Genomic DNA, 15,258 nt, shown 5'->3' with positions numbered 1-15,258 from the left:
AGTTCTGCGTGCCCGAGTTGGTGGTGTTGTGGTCGCCGGTGACGAAGCTGTTGTTGCTGCCGAAGTCGTTCCGGCTCCCGTAGTCGCTGCTGTTGCCACCCGTGGGTGTGTGTGTCATGCGGGTCCCGCCCCCTTGGCGCCCTCGGAGCCGCCGAAGTTCTGCGTGCCCGAGTTGGTGGTGTTGTTGTTGCCGTTCACGAAGCTGTTGTTGTGCCCGTAGTTGTTGAGGATGTTCGTCTGGCGGGCCTCGTGCTCCGTCAGGTCCACGTTGTGCTCGTACAGGAAGTCCCGGACGATCTGGAGGAGTTGGCGCTCCACGATCTGGGTGTACTTGATCGTGTCCGTCTCCTGGAAGAAGTGGTGGAAGGTGGCGCTGGTCGCCATCTCCCGCACGCTGGTGACGGCCCCGCGGTTCAGCATGGCGTCCGCGTAGCGGCCGAGGCCGAACTCGCTGCTGTCCGCGGGCTGCGGCACCCGGATCCGGCCCTTGCGCCAGGGCAGCAGCTCGGACAGCTGGGAGCCGGCCCTGCCGCGCAGGGGACGCAGCGCGGACTCGGGGGCGCTGCACAGGGTGTGCCAGGCGAGCTTGAGCAGCATCCCGCCGTCCAGGGCGGCCGGCAGCCGGTCCACGAGGTGGAAGCTCTGCTTGATCGGCGCCAGCACGTACGAGTAGAACTCGCTGTGCAGGGTGTTGCCCTTGAGGTCGAAGCCCACGAACGCCGTGGTGACCAGTTCCTGGTCCCAGGACCCGACGCGGATGCACAGGTACGCCCGTCCCGTGTCGTAGGCGTCGTCCCAGTGGCCGTCGAGCTGTGCCAGGGTCGGCTCCGTCACCCCGCGGAGCGTCGTCACGGCCGTGGTGAAGGTGCTCTCCTCGACGACGAGCCCGTCGATCCTCTCCTCCGGCCGGGTCTCGTCGCGCAGCCGGGCGGCCATGCGGTCGGCGACGTAGTCGGTCATCTCCTCGACGGTGAAGGGGATGACCTCCTTCCGCTTCGGCTCCGGGGCGTTCACCCCGGGTGCCGGGGGCGCGCCCGGTCCGCGCTGCCCGTCGAACACGGTGAGCGGCGCGCCGATCAGCAGTTCGGCGTTGGACCAGCGGCGCACCTGCTCGCCCGCGCCCACGAAGGGCTTGTAGCCGCCGTAGCGGACCAGGGTGCCGTCGGAGGCCTGCTCGCGCTTGATCTTGCTCACGAGTTCGGGGGTCAGCTCGGGGTGTTCGGGGTACGCGCCGTCGAACCCGCCGGTCCCGTCCGCGGTGCCGGTGCCCGGCCGCAGCCGGCCGACCAGCAGCTGGAGGGTGACCAGCCGCCGGAAGTACGCGGTGGCCCACAGCAGCCACAGCACCGCGAGCAGCGCCGTGAACGTGGTGAAGAAGCCGACGATCATGAGGACGTACGTGACGACGGCGCCGGCCGCGACGACGGCCAGCCGCACGCGCTGCAGCCGGCGCGCCGCCAGGGCGTGCGCGAGCACGGGGACCGCGTCGTACCCGTACGACGGTGCGACCACCCGGTACCGGTGGGTCAGCAACTCGCGGATGACCGCGGCGCGGTACACCGGGTCGAAGTGGGTGCCGGCGCACAGCAGCCGGGTGGCGTCGCTCGCGGCGTTCGGCGGAGCGGAAACGGTGAGAGTGTCGGTCGCCATGGTGGTTGCTCCGCTCTGCTCAGTCGGCCGAGGCCATCGTGGCCCGGGTGATGACCCCGTCGACCACGGTGTACCGGCCGCTGTAGGACTTCTGCGTGCCGTCGGTCTGCAGGGCGAGGAGGTTCACCGAGACCGTCTCGCCGTCGACGGAGGTGATGGTGACGTCGTCCCGCTGGGTGGTGGCGAAGCCCGCCACGAAGGAGCTGTAGGACGGGTCGAGGTTCTTGCCGCCCAGTTCCCAGGCGGTGTCGTAGTCGCGCCGGTTGATGGCGTCGAAGAAGCGGGTGACCGTCTCGGCGGGACCGGAGGTGCCGTACGCCGTCTCCTCGGCGGTCTCGGTCGCGTACGGGTCCGTGGACTCCTCGTCCGTGGTCTGCGTCGCGTACGGGCTCGTGTACCCGCCGTCCGTGGTCTGCGTCGCGTACGGGCTCGGATCCGGCCGCGTGGTCCCGGTGCCGTAGGCGGGCACCGACGGTGCCGCGCCGTACACCGGCGACGTGTGGTCGCCGTCGTCGTCGGACGCCAGATGGGGGACGACGCCTATGAGGAGGATCAGCAGCAGGGGGATACCGGCGATGAGCAGTGCGTGCGTCCGCTCCGGTCCGCCGGCTGGTAACAGGTTCGGCGGCTCGTAGGTGCCGTTCATGGGTCCTCGCAACTCCCAGCAGACCGCCGGGATCTCGCTTGTGCCGTCGGTATGACGACAGTCACTCTGCCCGACATCCGGGGCCCGGGAGCTGGTTTCGCGCTTCCGATGCGCTTCCGATCCCGCCGGAGCCCGGGCGGCTCCCCGGCCGGCCCCTCGGACGGCTCAGATCGCGGTGCACGGCACGGGCCACTGCCGCAGCCGCGGCGGCAGGGTCACCGCCCAGCCGCCGCCGGCCAGGACCAGCCGCTCGGCGGCGAGCAGCGTCAGCGCCTCCCGCTCGACCGGGTCGAGCGCCGCCACGGGCGTGGGCTCCAGGAGCCGGAGGAAGGTGCCGAGCAGACCGGGGTGGTCCAGGGTCAGCCGGACGGCGGTGCCCCGCTGCCTGCGGTCCAGGACGGTGACGAAGTCCGGGCCGCGCCGGTGGTGGAGGGCGCCGTGGGTGTGCTCCGCCCGCCAGGCCGCCAGCGTGGCCGGATCCCCGGGCAGTTCGGCGGGCGGCGGCAGATGGCGCAGGACCAGGGGGTCGTACGACGGTGTGCCGGCCGCCCGCCAGCGCACGCGCAGCCCGAGGCTCTGGCACTCGCGCAGGAAGCGCACCGCCTCCGCCGTCGCGCGCCCCGCCCCGCTGATGTCCAGGGGTACGGCGGCCTCGACCCGGCGTCCGCTGCGCCGGTGCGGCACGGTGCCGGGCAGGGCGCTCATCCGGCCCCCTCGGGCAGCCGGAACGGCTCGCCCCAGGTCGGCAGGGAGACGTAGGCGGCGCCGTCGCGGAACAGCAGGCCCAGCCCGAAGGCGTACCGCACCCACGCCTCCAGGTCCGCCACCGGCACCGCGTGGCCGCCGGCGGTCAGCAGCCGGTGCAGCGCGGGTACGGTCCGGCCGTCCTCCAGGTGGCGCAGGGCCGCGGCGCGCCAGCCGTCGAAGCGGTGCGTGGCCCGGGGCCGGCCGTGCCGGCGGTCGTGCACCAGCAGCTCCCCGCCGTCCTCCTCGAACAGCAGCCGGGAGTGCGCGTGCCCGGCCCGCCAGGCGGCCACCGCCTCCTTCAGCCGCCGCTCGACCGCGCCGCCGATGCCCGCCGGCTCGGTGTCGAACAGATACACCAGGTCGGCGAGTTCGTCCTCGGGCAGGTCGTAGACGTGCTGGTACATCGCGGCCGGGCGGCGCTTGCCGAAGCCGAGGCCCGGGTCGGTGAAGTGCGGGCTGAACCGCTCCAGCTGGATGCGGTGGGCGCCGCTCGGCGGCTGGAGGTGGACCAGCGCCGGGAGCTGCTCGATGACCGGCGCGTAGTCCTCGGCGCACTCGCCGGGGAAGCCGTACAGCAGGTTCCAGGAGCAGGTCAGGGCGTGGTTCTCGCACTCGCGCAGGGTGCGGACGTTCCGCGCGCCGGTGACGCCCTTGTCCATGAGGTCCAGGACGCGGCTGCCCAGGCTCTCGATGCCGGGCTGGATGTGCACCGTGCCGGAGGCGCCGAGGAGTGCGAGCTGGGCGGGGGTGAGGTTGGACTTGACCTCGTAGTGCAGCCGCAGGTCCCAGCCGCTCGCCGTCACGCGGGGCAGGAAGTCGCGGAAGTAGGCCATGTCGATGATGTTGTCGACGGTGACCACGTCGAGGATGCGGTGGCGGCGCACCAGCCGGTCGATCTCCGCCCACAGCCGCTCCCCCGGCTTGGCGCGGAAAACCATGGCGGAGCCGTTCAGCCCGCAGAAGGTGCAGTGGTGCTTCTCCCCCCACCAGCAGCCCCGGGCGCCCTCCACGACCAGCTTGGGGTGGATGTGCTCCTGGACCGGGGAGGCGTCCAGGGCGGCCTGCCACTGGTCGTAGTCGGGCGAGGGGATGTCGGCCGGAGCCACCGTCCGCCGGGTTTCCGTGTTGGCCCGGGACACGGTGCCGTCCCACCAGCACAGGCCGGGGACGTCCAGGGGCGCGGTGCCCGCGGCCAGGTGGTCCAGCAGGGCGGGGAAGGCGTACTCGGCCTCGCCGCGGACCACGTGGTCGACGAACGGGTGGTTGCGGTGCAGGGCGTGGCCCATCGGGCCGTCGCAGTTGCTGCCGCCGAGGACGACCGCCAGATCCGGGCGTCTTCGCTTCAGTTCGCGGGCCAGCGCGAGGGAGGGGACGTTCTGCATGAAGGTGCTGGTGAACCCGACGACGTCCGGTTCGGCCGCCAGCACCTCGGCGGCGCAGGCGTCGATGAAGGGGGCCGCGTACGGGCGCATCGCCAGCGCGGTGCCGATGAAGACGCCCCGGTCGGCCGCGTAGTCGCGGAGCCGGGCCGTGCCCCAGCCGGGGTCGTCGTACAGGACGCCGGAGAAGACCCAGTCGCCGAGGCCGTGGAAGATGGCGTCGCTGCCGACCTCCACGCAGTCCCCCGGCCGCAGCCGGCCCCCGGAGTGCTCCAGCAGGAACTCCGCCCAGCGCAGCGAGCCGTGGAACTCGGTGACCTCGTCGCCGGGGCGGGCCCGACGCACGATCCGCCGGAGCAGGCCCAGTTGCAGCGAGGGCAGGTCGAGCGGATGCCACGGCATGGTGACCAGGTGGACGCGCATGCTCAGCGGGTCGGCCGTTTCTCCAGGATCGCCGGCCGGCGGGTGGTGCTGCGCTCGTCCTCGCGGACCACGACCTTCTTGATCTCCACGCCCACCGCTCCCCTCACCGCAGGGCGAATGCCCTTGTGCTGCACGGCCGTCCACCCTATGGACCGGCATGTGCGCGGCACAAGGGCGGAATGCGCCGGGCCCCCGGCGCGGCCGGGGCCGGTGCGGCAGGCGGGGTCACAGACGCGGGTCGACCGGCTCCGACTCCAGCGCCAGCACCCCGAACACCGCCTCGTGCACCCGCCACAGCGGCTCCCCGTCCGCGAGCCGGTCCAGGGCCTCCAGGCCGAGGGCGTACTCGCGCAGGGCCAGGGACCGCTTGTGGTTCAGGAACCGCCGGCGCAGCCGGTCGAGGTTGTCCGGCCGGGTGTACTCCGGACCGTAGATGATCCGCAGGTACTCGCGGCCCCGGCACTTGATGCCGGGCTGCACCAGCCGGCCGTCCTCGGTGCGGACCAGCGCGCCGAGCGGCTTGACGACCATGCCCTCGCCGCCCCGGCCGGTCATCTCCAGCCACCAGTCGACGCCCGCGCGGACCGACTCCGGGTCACCGGTGTCGACGTACAGCCGCCGGGTGGTCTGCAGCAGCCCGCTGCCGTCGTGCTCCACCAGCCGGTCGATCAGGGCCAGTTGCTCGTCGTGCGGCAGCGCGGCGAGGCTGCGGCCCTGGACGGCCAGCAGCTGGAAGGGGGCGAGCCGGACCCCTTCCAGGCCCTCGGTGGTCCAGCAGTAGCGGCGGTAGGCGGCGGTGAACGCGGCGGCGTCGGCGGCGCGTTCCCGCTGCCGGGCGAGCAGTCCGCCCACGTCGGCTCCGCGCGCGGCAGCCGCCTCCAGGGCGTCGAGCGCGGCCGGGAACACCGCGCCGGAGGCGGCGCCGACGGCCGCGTACTGGCCGCGCAGCAGCCCCGAGGCCTTCAGCGACCACGGCATCAGCTCGGCGTCCAGCAGCAGCCAGTCCGTGTCGAGTTCGTCCCACAGCCCGGCGTCGGTGATCGCCGAGCGCAGCCGGCCGAGGATCTCCTCGGTCACCTCCGCGTCGTCGAAGAACGGCCGCCCGGTCCGGGTGTACAGCGACCCGGTGGGCCCTCCCCCGGCCCCGAAGCGCTCCCGGGCCGTCTCCGCGTCCCGGCACACCAGGGCCACGGCACGGGAGCCCATGTGCTTCTCCTCGCACACCACCCGCGCGACCCCGTCCCGCGCGTACTGCGCGAACGCCTCCTCCGGGTGCTCCAGGTAGCCGTCCACCGAGGAGGTGGCCGTCGGTGCCATGGTCGGCGGCAGGTACGGCAGCAGGCGCGGGTCGGTCGCGAAGCGGCTCATGACCTCCAGGGCCGCCGCCGCGTTCTCCTCGCGGACCGCGACCCTGCCCGCGTGCCGGGTCTCCACGGCCCGCCGGCCGTGCACGTCGGCCAGGTCCAGCGGCCGGCCGTCGTGCCCGCCGGGCGCGTCGGTGCGCAGCGGCCGGGCCGGTTCGTACCAGACCCGCTCGGCCGGTACGTCGACCAGCTCGCGCTCGGGCCAGCGCAGCGCGGTCAGCTTGCCGCCGAAGACGGCACCGGTGTCCAGGCAGATGGTGTTGTTCAGCCAGTCATAGATGAGCTGATCTGGCGATCCTCCTCTAGCGATCAGCTTCAGGGCCCTGACCAGCAGAACACTGAAGAACCTAGAATGACATTGCCGAACGTAACCGAGTAATCTCACGCTCCCCAGTCACTCCCCATCGCCCCGCACTCCCCAGACGCTCCCCCGAGAAGTGCCGCAGATTCAGGCCTCAGCGTCGTCCCCCAGGCCGCCAGGGGTGTAGGGCTCGCCTCTCCGCTTCGCAGCGGAAGCCCGGCACTCCTGCATGACCATCACGCACTCCTCGCACGCCCTCACGTCCTGCAGGCCGCCGGCGGCCGGACGGACGGTCGCAACGTGCAAGGTGGCCACTTCTCCCTTGCCGGGGTGCCGGAAGCAGACCCCCAGCTGCCAGTCGTAGAGGTCGAGAATCTCCTGCCGTTCCAATGCTCGTCTCCCGGTCCCGTCGGACGCCGTTGTCTCTGCGGGGGGTGGTGTTCGTATGCCCGGCCGGCACGCGTGGATGTTGGCCGCCGGGGCGGTTCACTCGAAGAGGTGAACGTGTGTTCTATTAATGGACACTACATGGCCACTTGCGGCATATGCCAGAGCGCAGCGTTCCATGATCAAAAAATGCGGCAGATTTGCTGCTGACTTATGATCATGATCGCTAAAGCGTTGTCCGCGTGCCAGCCGATCAGCCGCAGTGGATCCTCGACGCCCGCCGGGCCGTCGGCGACCGCATCCGCGTGCGCCGGCTGCACCAGAACATGACCCAGGAGAGCCTCGCCCACGCGACCGGCCTCGATCGCAGCACGGTCCAGAGGATGGAAGCGGCGCCGAAATGAAGCTCAGCCATCTGCTTCACGTCGCTCACGCCCTTCGGGTACACGTCACCGAGCTCCTCCACAGCTAACAAGCAGAGGGAACGACGGCGCAGCCGCTTCCTGACCGGCCACCTTGGCGAGGATTCAACAACATGTCCATCCGCCTGTGAAGGTGCTGACCGCATATATCTGACTCGCCACACTCTCGCCGTGACTGAGCGCACACGCGCTGGCCATGGCAATCCCGGCACTCCTGGCACACCGGTCAGAACCGGGCAGGCGCCTGGCGTCCCCGCCGCAGCTGTCGGTACGCCTCCCACAACACCTCGCCCTCCGTGCACGGTTCACCGTCGACCGAGCGGCACACTTGGCAGCCGACGGCATGACCGACGTACTTGCTGTACGCCTGCTGAATAGGGCTGAGGTTGGCTCGCGCGGGCGGGTCCGCGGCGGGCTGTGGGGGTCTAATCTCGCTCACGTCGGCGCTCCACTCCGTCGGCCGTGCCCCCGGGCCGTGACCGCGGTCGCGGGGGTCCTTACTGTCCTGTTCAGACGGTACCGCTACACGCTGCTCTATACCGCTGTATGGAGCTACCTGCCGGGATGCGCCGCAGTGGGCCGCCCTACGTCCGAACCATGGGTGATCAAGAACCGGTGGTGGACCCGAGGCGGCCCGTCTACGTGTGGCGGCAGGTCGCCGACTGGATCGCTGCCCGCATTGACTCGGGTGAGCTGCAGCCGGGCGCACGCCTGGAGGGTGAGCGGGAGCTGGCTGAGCAGGTCGGTGTCGCGGTCGGCACGGTGCGGCGCGCGGTCGAGGATCTGCGAGAGCGGGGCCTGGTCGTGACGTTGCCGGCGAAGGGCACGTTCGTTGCGGACCGCTCGAACTCCTAGGCCACTGTCAGACCTGGCCGATACAGTCGGATCATGTCCACCACTCCCCCGCTCCCGCCGCGGCCGGCTGCGGTCGTGAACGCGGACATCCGTGCGCTGCTGGAGCGGACCCGGCGGCGGCTGTCGGATGCGGAGCGGGCCGAGTACGACCTGCTGCTCGCCGAGTACGAGGCGGCGGTGCGCGGGGGCGTCACGGCGGCGGCGTAGGGCGCAGGGCGAAGGCCCCGATCCTGGGGGGCAGGGTCGGGGCCTTCAGTTCGCTCGGAGTCAGGCGTCGGCGTTCATCAACGACACCGCCTCTAGGCTCGCCTCGATCTTGGCCGCGCGTCGCAGGAGGTCGGCAACGTACTGCGAGAGGCGGGTCAAGTCCCCGGACACGGACCGGCCGGCGGTCGGAGGGTTGGCGGCGATGTGGGCAGCTGTTCGGGCGGCCATCTCGGCGTCCCTGGCGAACGCTTCCTGCTCCCAGGCGATGGCGCGGGTGAGGGCCGTGGCGGCTGTGATGGGGCTGGGCTTCTCCATGGTCATGCTGCTCGTCCTGTCGTGTTGGGCGATCAGGTGGCGGTGAGGGCACGGCAGTCGGTGCACCAGCGCTGGCCGGGTTCGTCCAGGCTCAGCGGGACGTCCTTCAGCGGGCCCGGCGCGGCGATGCCATCGGTGTCGCTGCATGCGATCGGGTGCCAGTCGCACTCGCCGTTGCAGTGCTCGGGCTCGGCGGCCTTGTGCCAGACGACGATGGTGTTCCCGTTCTCACGGAGGCGTTCCTGGGTGGCCAGCATTATGGGTCCCTTCGGTGGCGAGTCGTCCTGTCAGGTGGCGGGCTTGATGACGGCGAGCAGCGCGCGGAGCTGGTCCGTGGTCACCTCGGGACGCACCTCGTGCTTGACGTTGATCCCAGCCGCGAGCAGCTCCGTGAAGAGGCTCGCACGCTGCTTCATTTCGTCGTACTGCTGCTGCGTCATCAGCCGAGCACGGACACCGTTGCCCTCCTGGACCCCCGTCTTGCGGTCGAAGCGCTCGCGGCGCTCGTGGCCGTGGAGGGTTACGTACAGGTACTTCGTGCCGATGCGGGAGACGGTGACGGGCTCGTCGCCTCGGAACCGGTTGCCGGTCACGAGGACCAACGGGTCACCGACCTTGACGTCAGCGAGTCCGGTAGCGGCCATGACGGGGTCCTTTCGTGTCGGTTGGTCAGAGGCCGAGGCGGGCGGCGAGCGCGCGGAGGTCGCCCATCGTCAGACCGGTGGCGACGCCGTCGGCGTAGATGTTGTGCGTGGCCTGGATCATGAGGCGGGCGTCGTCCTCGTCCTTGTAGACGGCGAGCACGTGGGCGAGCGCCTCCTCGGGGGTGGACGGCTCGGGGTGGGCGTTGATGAACGCGTAGGTCTCGCGGGTGCGGCGGATCACGGCGGGGTCCTTTCGATGGCGGTGGGTTGAGCGCGGCTGATTGATCCAGGTGTAGCTACACCGTAGGCTAGGTGTAGCTACACCACAACCTCTCACGAGAAGGGATCAAGAAATGACTGTTGTAGCTACACCCGGCTACGGTTCACGCATGCCGAACCAGCCGAAGACCCCCGCCCGACAGATGCGCATCGGCGACGAGTGGTACGACTTCGACCTCGCCGCCAAAGCACAAGGCAGCGAGCGTGCAGCCGTCATCCGGGCCTTCATCGACTGGTACATCCGGCGACCCGACTCCGAGCTGCCCGAACGCCCCGAAGCCAGCTACTGGCGGAAGGCGCAGACGGATGATTGAACCAATCGACAGCTGCATCGACTGCGGCAAGCCGAAGGCCGAGGAGCGCCGCCAGAGCCTCACCCGCGGGCGGTGCCGGAACTGCTACCAGCGGCACGTCTACGCCCTTAAGAAGACGGGCACCTTCGAGGCGATACAGCCTGAGCCCGCATTGGTCCGCTTGTTCAGCCGCGTGGTAGCTGGCCGCAACGGATGCATGATCTGGACGGGGGCATGCAACCCAGTCACCGGGTATGGCCAGATCTCGCTCGGCTCAGGCCATGCCGAGTACGCGCATCGAGCCGCCTACCTGCTCGTCAAGGGTCCGATACCTGCAGGTCTCGTCATCGACCACACCTGCCACAATCGAGACCCGGAATGTCCCGGCGGCACCTACTGCATCCACCACCGGTGCATTAACCCCTACCACCTCGACGCCGTCACTCAGAGCGAAAACCGCACTCGTTCGCCTCACACCACAGCTGGGCGCCGCCTGCGAACCCACTGCAAGCACGGCCACGAGTTCACGCCGGAGAACACCCGCATCATTCGGGCGACTGGCGCTCGGCTCTGTGTCACCTGCCACAACCGCCGTCAGCGTGAGTTTGCTGACAAGCAACGGGCAGCACACAAGGCGACCTGACAGCAGAACGCCCCGTCGGGGTTCCACGCTCGACGGGGCGCCAGCCACCACAGCAAACCCGGCTTGATCTAGGGATCGATGCCGGATCCTTCAGGCTAACCGGTGCCACCGACAATGCCGGGGCTGTCGTCGGGCCAAGCGGCCAGCTGCTCGCCGGCCTCTTCGTCGGTGAGGGGGATGCGGGCGCCGGGCCGTACCCAGTCGCCGATCCAGCGGGTCAGCTTTCGTCGGGCGGTCGCCTCGCTGTCCCACCAGCCGGGCTGCCGCGGGAGGTGGCGCTGCGGGCGCTCGCCGAGGGAGTCCCCGCGTGCCCGCAGTGCCGGCCCGACAGCGCGCTCGGCTACCTGGACTGATCCGCCCGCTCGTTGTAGCGGCGCCGGTACTCGACCACGTCGATCTCCCCGCGCTCCAGTGCGGCGGCGTCCGCCGGCGAGTGGTGCGGGTCGGGAGTCCGGGTGATGCCGTCCCGGCCGATCGTGTAGCGGTGGCCGTCGATGCTGTCGTGCACGCGCGTGCCGTCGGCGGTCACGTAGTCATCCCAAACGCTGTCCATGATCGTCTCCTACAGGTCGTTGTCGATGATCCAGGCACGGTGCTCCTGCCGGACATATCCGCGGGGACTGTCCGTCCAGCAGGCCGCGTCGGCAGGGATTGCGCCTCGCGTGCTGGAGTGCGTTAGATCGTGCTCACGTAGCTCGCGGGCGGCGACGCCGGCGTGGATGACGTAGTCCATGACCCAGTCCGGCTGTGCCGGCTCCTCCGCCAGACGGTCCAGGACCGCGGCCCGGCGCACGAGGTACTCGCGGCGGAGTTGAGCACCGTCCGAGTCCCCGGCGAGGATCTGGAGGCGCTCCACCGCGTACAGCTCACCTAGCAGCTCGCTCATGGCCCCATCGTGGCGCGGCCGGCGGTCGTGCTGTGCACTTGCAGTGCACACGGGGCGTGATCCGGGCCACGATCCGAACGGGCAGCCGCAAGGCCTCCCGTGGGGAGCCGGGAGGTGCGGCGGGCCCCGCCGTCCGCAGCAGACGGCAGGGCCCGAGAGGGAGGCCCACCCGGGGGATTGGAGGGTTCCCGTGCGGAACACCATGCATCATGAACCAGCCAGAACGAAAGAGATCGGCCACGACTTTCCGCACGAGAAAGCGCCCACCTCGACGGGGGATGCGAGGCGGGCGCTGCAGCCAGTGTGGCACGGGGCGGGTGGTCAAGTTCGGTTGTCGCGTGGGAGTAGCGGGTTGTTACGGCGGCGGTCTGCTGGCCGGACGTAGGTCAGCACCTGAGTGGAGTTCTTGCTCCAGCGCCCGTGCTCGGCGATGAACGGCACAGGGACGCCGCGTTCCGCAGCATCAGTTGGCGCCCCGGCTCGAAGGCCGTGCGCGGTCATCCGTTCCGCGTCCGTCAGCTTTGCGTCCTTGGCGAGTCTCTTCACGATCTCGTTCACCGTCTCGCCGGTCATGCTGGCGCCGACGTTGCCCCATACATCGATGCTCCGCAGGAGCCGCCCCGTCGTTACGCCGTGCTCTGCCAGCCCTTCGAGGTAGGAGCTCACGATGGCCCGGGCGTCGATGTCCGGCGCGATGGCCCTGGGGATGTCGATGTCCTCTCCGTGAGCGCTGGTGTCGGTCTTCGACATGGGGATGAAGACGGTGACCCATTCGTCGGACACCGTCAGCTGGTCGATGGTGACGGAGGCAAGCTCGGAGCGGCGCCCCATGAGGCCATATCCCAGAACGAGAATGGCTGCGTCGCGCCGGCCGCTGAGGGAGCTCGTGTCGCACTGGGCCAGCAGGAGGCGCAGGACGTCGAGGGTCACAGGCTTGGCTCGGCGAGGGCGCCAGCCGTCGCGTGCGCGGTCCTGGCGGTGCACTTTGATGAGGTCCCGGGCGGCCCTGGAGTTGGGCTGTCCCTCGAAGCCCGCACGGAAGTGCGCAGTGCGGACCGCGGAAAGGGCCTGGTCGAGGCTGGCGGGCGAGTACGGCTTGCCGGTCGTCTGGGATGTGGAGCGCATGAGGTATCCGATGAACTCGGCGATCGTCTCGGCGGTCATGGGCAGCGGGGTGCGCCCCTCTCGCTCGCACCAGGCGAGGGCCATGTTCCACCAGCGGGCGTAGGCGCGTTCCGTGTTGGCTGCTGTGGCGCGCTTTAGGTCTTCGGCGGTCTCGCCGGAGATGTGGCGGTCTCGGGCGCCAGGTGGTTGCGCGGGCGGGGCGAACTCTGCTTCTACCGGTACGAGTTCATTTGGCAAGTCCGACTCCTTTATGGGGGTTTGTGTCGAACTAGCATACGCCGGAGAGCCGTTGATATGTGTGGGTTATCGAGAGCTGGGTGATGCCAGACCGAGCGCGGCACCCGGTCTTCGCCACGTCACAGCCTGGCAACGACGTTCACTCCGCAACCACCCGTGGCCTACCGTGTTCCGCCTGTACCGGCACCACCATGGGGGGATCCATGCGCAGCCACATCATCAGTGCCGTCCTGCTCTGCGCAGCGAGCGCAAGCGTCGTCGCCTGCCAGCCGACGGACACGGCTAAGCCCAGCAGCAGCGCGCCTTCGGCAAGGAGCACGACCGCCGCGCCAACGAAGGACAGTAAGCCGACCGGAGAGAAGAAGGCTGTGCCGAACTTCGTCGGCATGGGCCTGCAGTCCGCGCAGGACTCCGCACAGAAACAGGGCTTCTACGCGCTGAAGTCCCACGACTCCCTCGGTCGAGGCCGCTTCCAGGCGTTCGACCGTAACTGGAAGGTCTGCTCCCAGAACTACAAAGCCGGCAAGGTCGCGCCTACGGACACCGAGCTGGACTTCGGCGCCGTCAAGCTCGACGAAACCTGCCCCGCCCACGACCAGAAGGCGCCGTCAGCGGCCGGCGGGACGATGCCCGACTTCCGTGGCAAGTCCGTGAAGGCCGCGCGCCAGGCGCTCGACAGCGGCACCTCGATCACTGTCGATGACGCCAGCGGAGCTGACCGCATGGTGTTGATCGAGTCGAACTGGCAGGTCTGCACTCAGAGTCCGGCGGCCGGGGCGAAGCTGAACGGGCAGCCGGTCACGCTGAAGTCCGTGAAGTTTGGCGAGAGCTGCTCGTAGACACGGCGAAGCGCCCCCGTCCCCTGCCGGTTGGCAGAGGGCGGGGGCGTTGTCACGAGGACTCGTCGGTGCCGTCCGGATAAGCCGGCTCCACGAACACCGGCTCCGGGATCGGTGGCGGCTCTTCGCGGCCGAGTTGGACGAGCACGCGCACGTCGGCGGCGCCGGGGTCCTCCCGGGGCTGCACCGGCCGAGGCGGTTCGGGCATGTCACACTCCAGTTCGGTAGTAGTCCTCCACGTCATCCGGTGTCTGCCGTGGGGTGCCACCCAGCTCAAGCACTTGGTCCCGCAGTGCGAGCGCCCACCGCGATAGGGAGTACAGGACGCCGCGCACCCGCACGATCTCCTGCTTCGTAGCCGTCAGCTCTTCCCGGAGCTCCTTCTTGATGGCGTCGAACGCGGCTCGGTCCTCGGCGCGTTGACTCGGCTCCGCCTGCGCAAGCGCTGCCGCGCGCGTGGCCTCCGCCGTCGCAGCTGCCGCCCGAGTGGTCGCGCGTGCTGCGAACGCGCCGGCCGTCACCGCGCCGACCGTGCCCAGTACCGCGACGATCCCTGCCCACCAGCTCACGGGCCCTTGCCTCTCCGGGCAGGCCGCGGGTGGGGGACCGAGTATTCGGGCACCGCTGCCGCCCACATGATGACCCCGACATGCGAGGTGAGGTACCAGATGGCGAGGAACCCTCCGCGGGCGAACTCGCCGGTGACGACAGCGGATGTGTAGGCGACAGCCCACACGGTGGGGGGAATGAGAGCAGCGACAAAGCCCCAGCGGTCCCGTCCGATACGGAGGAATGCGCTGCTGGCGGTGATGAGGCCGCAGGTGATCCACAGCCAGGCCCAGTGGGTCAGCGGGCACAGCCGGGTGAGGAGGGACAGGCCCGGCGGGTTCGGCTGGGGGGCGACGAGCATGCCGATGCCCCAGCACGTTTTGCCGGTGCCGAGGATCAGGAGGAAGGCGCCGCGGCGGCCCAGGGCCCTGGATAGCCGCCGGGCCGCCCGGCACTGCACTCACACCCCCGTGGGACTGGAAGGTTTGGCGCCGACGGCCTGGGCCTTGGCGCTAACCCCGGCCGGCTTCCACAGGCCGAAGTGAGCGAGGACGCCGGTACCGAAGGCGACGAGGGACAGCACGATCGCGGTCTGCAGGTCGTAGTCCGGGCCGGGGTTGGCGAGTTCCACGAGGAAGCCGTTGGCAGTGGAGAGCGCCAGCAGAAGGACGCCCTTGGCTCCGGGGTGGGTGACGCGTGTGGTGACCAGGCCCACCAGGACCGGCAGCACGACGGATATGAGCAGGCCGATCCAGTAAGCCTGGTCGAGATGAACGTTCATGGGACGTCTCGTTTCTGTGAGGGGTCAGGCGACGACGTCGAAGCCGTATTTGTCGCCGAGGCGGGTGAGGCTGGTGCGGCCGGGGATGCCGTCGGCGTCGGCGCCGGTGTAACCGAGGTGACGCTGCCACTTGGCGTAGGCCTGGACGGTGGCGGTGCCGTAGTGGCCGTCCGAGTAGGCCTTGGCCAGGTAGCCGGCGTCGACGAGTGCGGCCTCGACGGTGCGGACACCGGAGTACGTGACGGGTGTGCCGCTCGCGGCCGGGTCGGCCTTGGCGGCGGCCACC

24 protein-coding genes and 1 pseudogene are annotated in these 15,258 nt (G+C 70.1%); 7 read left to right on the top strand and 18 right to left on the bottom strand.

Translation table 11 applies throughout. The features are described from left to right. Positions 1-114: 114 nt before the first annotated feature. The 6 genes and pseudogenes from CCN44_RS34355 to CCN44_RS34335 all read right to left on the bottom strand — a co-directional run. On the bottom strand, positions 115-1,650 hold the full coding sequence (locus CCN44_RS34355; RefSeq protein WP_086702288.1) for a hypothetical protein: 1,536 nt from the start codon (positions 1,648-1,650) through the stop codon (positions 115-117). 19 nt (positions 1,651-1,669) lie between these two features. Continuing rightward, complete coding sequence (locus CCN44_RS34350; protein ID WP_086702285.1) at positions 1,670-2,296, bottom strand: nuclear transport factor 2-like protein; 627 nt, start codon at positions 2,294-2,296, stop codon at positions 1,670-1,672. Between the two features lie 165 nt (positions 2,297-2,461). Further along, on the bottom strand, positions 2,462-3,001 hold the full coding sequence (locus CCN44_RS34345; RefSeq protein WP_059253346.1) for a DUF5825 family protein: 540 nt from the start codon (positions 2,999-3,001) through the stop codon (positions 2,462-2,464). Further along, positions 2,998-4,845 carry a RiPP maturation radical SAM C-methyltransferase gene (locus CCN44_RS34340; RefSeq protein WP_086702282.1) on the bottom strand — a complete coding sequence of 616 codons (1,848 nt, stop codon included), beginning with the start codon at positions 4,843-4,845 and terminating at the stop codon, positions 2,998-3,000. Before CCN44_RS34340 ends, CCN44_RS34345 begins: the two co-directional genes overlap by 4 nt. A 2-nt stretch (positions 4,846-4,847) precedes the next feature. Then, on the bottom strand, positions 4,848-4,979 hold the full coding sequence (locus CCN44_RS47540; protein ID WP_272934874.1) for a hypothetical protein: 132 nt from the start codon (positions 4,977-4,979) through the stop codon (positions 4,848-4,850). A 91-nt stretch (positions 4,980-5,070) separates the two neighbouring features. Continuing rightward, positions 5,071-6,480 (bottom strand): annotated as a pseudogene (locus CCN44_RS34335) (polynucleotide kinase-phosphatase); the annotation flags it as partial. A 659-nt stretch (positions 6,481-7,139) separates the two neighbouring features. Here CCN44_RS34335 and CCN44_RS43600 point away from each other — a divergent pair. From CCN44_RS43600 to CCN44_RS45265, 3 genes are all read left to right on the top strand, one after another. Then, complete coding sequence (locus tag CCN44_RS43600; protein ID WP_237480831.1) at positions 7,140-7,301, top strand: helix-turn-helix domain-containing protein; 162 nt, start codon at positions 7,140-7,142, stop codon at positions 7,299-7,301. 615 nt (positions 7,302-7,916) lie between these two features. Continuing rightward, entirely contained in the window at positions 7,917-8,174 is a 258-nt protein-coding gene (locus tag CCN44_RS34320) for a GntR family transcriptional regulator (protein ID WP_086702294.1), read from the top strand. Positions 8,175-8,207: 33 nt separating this feature from the next. After that, positions 8,208-8,381 (top strand): hypothetical protein, encoded by a 174-nt coding sequence (locus CCN44_RS45265; protein WP_167404061.1) that lies wholly within the window; start codon positions 8,208-8,210, stop codon positions 8,379-8,381. A gap of 60 nt (positions 8,382-8,441) precedes the next feature. On the opposite strand, the gene CCN44_RS34315 is transcribed toward CCN44_RS45265, so the two are convergent. The 4 genes from CCN44_RS34315 to CCN44_RS34300 are packed head-to-tail and all read right to left on the bottom strand — an operon-like array spanning position 8,442 to position 9,581. After that, a complete protein-coding gene (locus CCN44_RS34315; RefSeq protein WP_086702280.1) occupies positions 8,442-8,702 on the bottom strand; it encodes a hypothetical protein in 261 nt (86 codons plus the stop codon). A gap of 26 nt (positions 8,703-8,728) precedes the next feature. Further along, complete coding sequence (locus CCN44_RS34310) at positions 8,729-8,953, bottom strand: hypothetical protein (RefSeq protein WP_086702277.1); 225 nt, start codon at positions 8,951-8,953, stop codon at positions 8,729-8,731. A gap of 30 nt (positions 8,954-8,983) precedes the next feature. Continuing rightward, positions 8,984-9,340, bottom strand: a complete 357-nt coding sequence (locus CCN44_RS34305; RefSeq protein WP_086702274.1) for a beta barrel domain-containing protein — start codon at positions 9,338-9,340, stop codon at positions 8,984-8,986. A gap of 25 nt (positions 9,341-9,365) precedes the next feature. Then, on the bottom strand, positions 9,366-9,581 hold the full coding sequence (locus CCN44_RS34300; RefSeq protein WP_086702271.1) for a hypothetical protein: 216 nt from the start codon (positions 9,579-9,581) through the stop codon (positions 9,366-9,368). A gap of 148 nt (positions 9,582-9,729) precedes the next feature. Between CCN44_RS34300 and CCN44_RS34295 the strand changes: the two genes are divergently transcribed. Genes CCN44_RS34295 through CCN44_RS47685 form a run of 3 tightly spaced genes read left to right on the top strand, consistent with a single transcriptional unit; the run spans position 9,730 to position 10,908 of the window. Further along, entirely contained in the window at positions 9,730-9,933 is a 204-nt protein-coding gene (locus tag CCN44_RS34295; protein ID WP_086702268.1) for a hypothetical protein, read from the top strand. Then, positions 9,926-10,555: an HNH endonuclease signature motif containing protein gene (locus CCN44_RS34290; protein ID WP_208639896.1), complete on the top strand. Its 630-nt coding sequence runs from the start codon at positions 9,926-9,928 to the stop codon at positions 10,553-10,555. The genes CCN44_RS34295 and CCN44_RS34290 overlap by 8 nt, the downstream gene beginning before the upstream one ends. Further along, on the top strand, positions 10,552-10,908 hold the full coding sequence (locus CCN44_RS47685; RefSeq protein ID WP_308406194.1) for a DUF6233 domain-containing protein: 357 nt from the start codon (positions 10,552-10,554) through the stop codon (positions 10,906-10,908). Before CCN44_RS34290 ends, CCN44_RS47685 begins: the two co-directional genes overlap by 4 nt. Here the strand turns inward: CCN44_RS47685 and CCN44_RS34285 are convergent. The 3 genes from CCN44_RS34285 to CCN44_RS34275 form a co-directional block, all read right to left on the bottom strand. Continuing rightward, the gene (locus CCN44_RS34285; protein ID WP_086702265.1) at positions 10,896-11,108 is read right to left on the bottom strand and encodes a hypothetical protein; all 213 of its coding nucleotides are present in this window, start codon (positions 11,106-11,108) and stop codon (positions 10,896-10,898) included. The genes CCN44_RS47685 and CCN44_RS34285 overlap by 13 nt on opposite strands. A gap of 9 nt (positions 11,109-11,117) precedes the next feature. Beyond that, positions 11,118-11,441 carry a hypothetical protein gene (locus CCN44_RS34280; RefSeq protein ID WP_086702262.1) on the bottom strand — a complete coding sequence of 108 codons (324 nt, stop codon included), beginning with the start codon at positions 11,439-11,441 and terminating at the stop codon, positions 11,118-11,120. A gap of 321 nt (positions 11,442-11,762) precedes the next feature. After that, positions 11,763-12,803: a tyrosine-type recombinase/integrase gene (locus tag CCN44_RS34275; protein WP_143650164.1), complete on the bottom strand. Its 1,041-nt coding sequence runs from the start codon at positions 12,801-12,803 to the stop codon at positions 11,763-11,765. A gap of 191 nt (positions 12,804-12,994) precedes the next feature. Here CCN44_RS34275 and CCN44_RS34270 point away from each other — a divergent pair, with 191 nt between their 5' ends. Then, positions 12,995-13,642, top strand: a complete 648-nt coding sequence (locus tag CCN44_RS34270) for a PASTA domain-containing protein (protein ID WP_086702256.1) — start codon at positions 12,995-12,997, stop codon at positions 13,640-13,642. Between the two features lie 52 nt (positions 13,643-13,694). Here the strand turns inward: CCN44_RS34270 and CCN44_RS44700 are convergent, their stop codons facing one another. The 5 genes from CCN44_RS44700 to CCN44_RS34250 form a co-directional block, all read right to left on the bottom strand. Beyond that, a complete protein-coding gene (locus CCN44_RS44700; protein ID WP_158103192.1) occupies positions 13,695-13,850 on the bottom strand; it encodes a hypothetical protein in 156 nt (51 codons plus the stop codon). 1 nt (position 13,851) lies between these two features. Continuing rightward, positions 13,852-14,211, bottom strand: a complete 360-nt coding sequence (locus CCN44_RS34265; RefSeq protein WP_086702253.1) for a hypothetical protein — start codon at positions 14,209-14,211, stop codon at positions 13,852-13,854. Beyond that, positions 14,208-14,552, bottom strand: a complete 345-nt coding sequence (locus CCN44_RS34260; RefSeq protein ID WP_237480829.1) for a hypothetical protein — start codon at positions 14,550-14,552, stop codon at positions 14,208-14,210. The genes CCN44_RS34265 and CCN44_RS34260 overlap by 4 nt, the downstream gene beginning before the upstream one ends. A gap of 99 nt (positions 14,553-14,651) precedes the next feature. Beyond that, a complete protein-coding gene (locus CCN44_RS34255) occupies positions 14,652-14,972 on the bottom strand; it encodes a hypothetical protein (RefSeq protein ID WP_086702248.1) in 321 nt (106 codons plus the stop codon). Positions 14,973-14,996: 24 nt separating this feature from the next. Continuing rightward, the coding region (locus CCN44_RS34250; RefSeq protein WP_143650162.1) for a peptidoglycan-binding protein at positions 14,997-15,258 on the bottom strand (262 nt) is incomplete at its 5' end.

The organism is Streptomyces tricolor, from assembly GCF_002155905.1.
GTDB lineage: Bacteria > Actinomycetota > Actinomycetes > Streptomycetales > Streptomycetaceae > Streptomyces > Streptomyces tricolor.
This window is presented reverse-complemented; position numbering and strand designations above follow the sequence as displayed.

Excerpts from the sequence above, each read along its gene's own strand:
- CCN44_RS34345 (WP_059253346.1), bottom strand. The coding sequence starts at position 3,001 with ATGAGCGCCCTGCCCGGCACCGTGCCGCACCGGCGCAGCGGACGCCGG.
- CCN44_RS45265 (WP_167404061.1), top strand. The coding sequence starts at position 8,208 with ATGTCCACCACTCCCCCGCTCCCGCCGCGGCCGGCTGCGGTCGTGAAC.
- CCN44_RS34350 (WP_086702285.1), bottom strand. The coding sequence starts at position 2,296 with ATGAACGGCACCTACGAGCCGCCGAACCTGTTACCAGCCGGCGGACCG.
- CCN44_RS34295 (WP_086702268.1), top strand. The coding sequence starts at position 9,730 with ATGCCGAACCAGCCGAAGACCCCCGCCCGACAGATGCGCATCGGCGAC.
- CCN44_RS34290 (WP_208639896.1), top strand. The coding sequence starts at position 9,926 with ATGATTGAACCAATCGACAGCTGCATCGACTGCGGCAAGCCGAAGGCC.
- CCN44_RS34260 (WP_237480829.1), bottom strand. The coding sequence starts at position 14,552 with ATGCTCGTCGCCCCCCAGCCGAACCCGCCGGGCCTGTCCCTCCTCACC.
- CCN44_RS34320 (WP_086702294.1), top strand. The coding sequence starts at position 7,917 with ATGGGTGATCAAGAACCGGTGGTGGACCCGAGGCGGCCCGTCTACGTG.
- CCN44_RS34270 (WP_086702256.1), top strand. The coding sequence starts at position 12,995 with ATGGGGGGATCCATGCGCAGCCACATCATCAGTGCCGTCCTGCTCTGC.
- CCN44_RS34310 (WP_086702277.1), bottom strand. The coding sequence starts at position 8,953 with ATGCTGGCCACCCAGGAACGCCTCCGTGAGAACGGGAACACCATCGTC.
- CCN44_RS34305 (WP_086702274.1), bottom strand. The coding sequence starts at position 9,340 with ATGGCCGCTACCGGACTCGCTGACGTCAAGGTCGGTGACCCGTTGGTC.
- CCN44_RS34285 (WP_086702265.1), bottom strand. The coding sequence starts at position 11,108 with ATGGACAGCGTTTGGGATGACTACGTGACCGCCGACGGCACGCGCGTG.
- CCN44_RS44700 (WP_158103192.1), bottom strand. The coding sequence starts at position 13,850 with ATGCCCGAACCGCCTCGGCCGGTGCAGCCCCGGGAGGACCCCGGCGCC.
- CCN44_RS34255 (WP_086702248.1), bottom strand. The coding sequence starts at position 14,972 with ATGAACGTTCATCTCGACCAGGCTTACTGGATCGGCCTGCTCATATCC.
- CCN44_RS34340 (WP_086702282.1), bottom strand. The coding sequence starts at position 4,845 with ATGCGCGTCCACCTGGTCACCATGCCGTGGCATCCGCTCGACCTGCCC.
- CCN44_RS34280 (WP_086702262.1), bottom strand. The coding sequence starts at position 11,441 with ATGAGCGAGCTGCTAGGTGAGCTGTACGCGGTGGAGCGCCTCCAGATC.
- CCN44_RS34355 (WP_086702288.1), bottom strand. The coding sequence starts at position 1,650 with ATGGCGACCGACACTCTCACCGTTTCCGCTCCGCCGAACGCCGCGAGC.
- CCN44_RS34315 (WP_086702280.1), bottom strand. The coding sequence starts at position 8,702 with ATGACCATGGAGAAGCCCAGCCCCATCACAGCCGCCACGGCCCTCACC.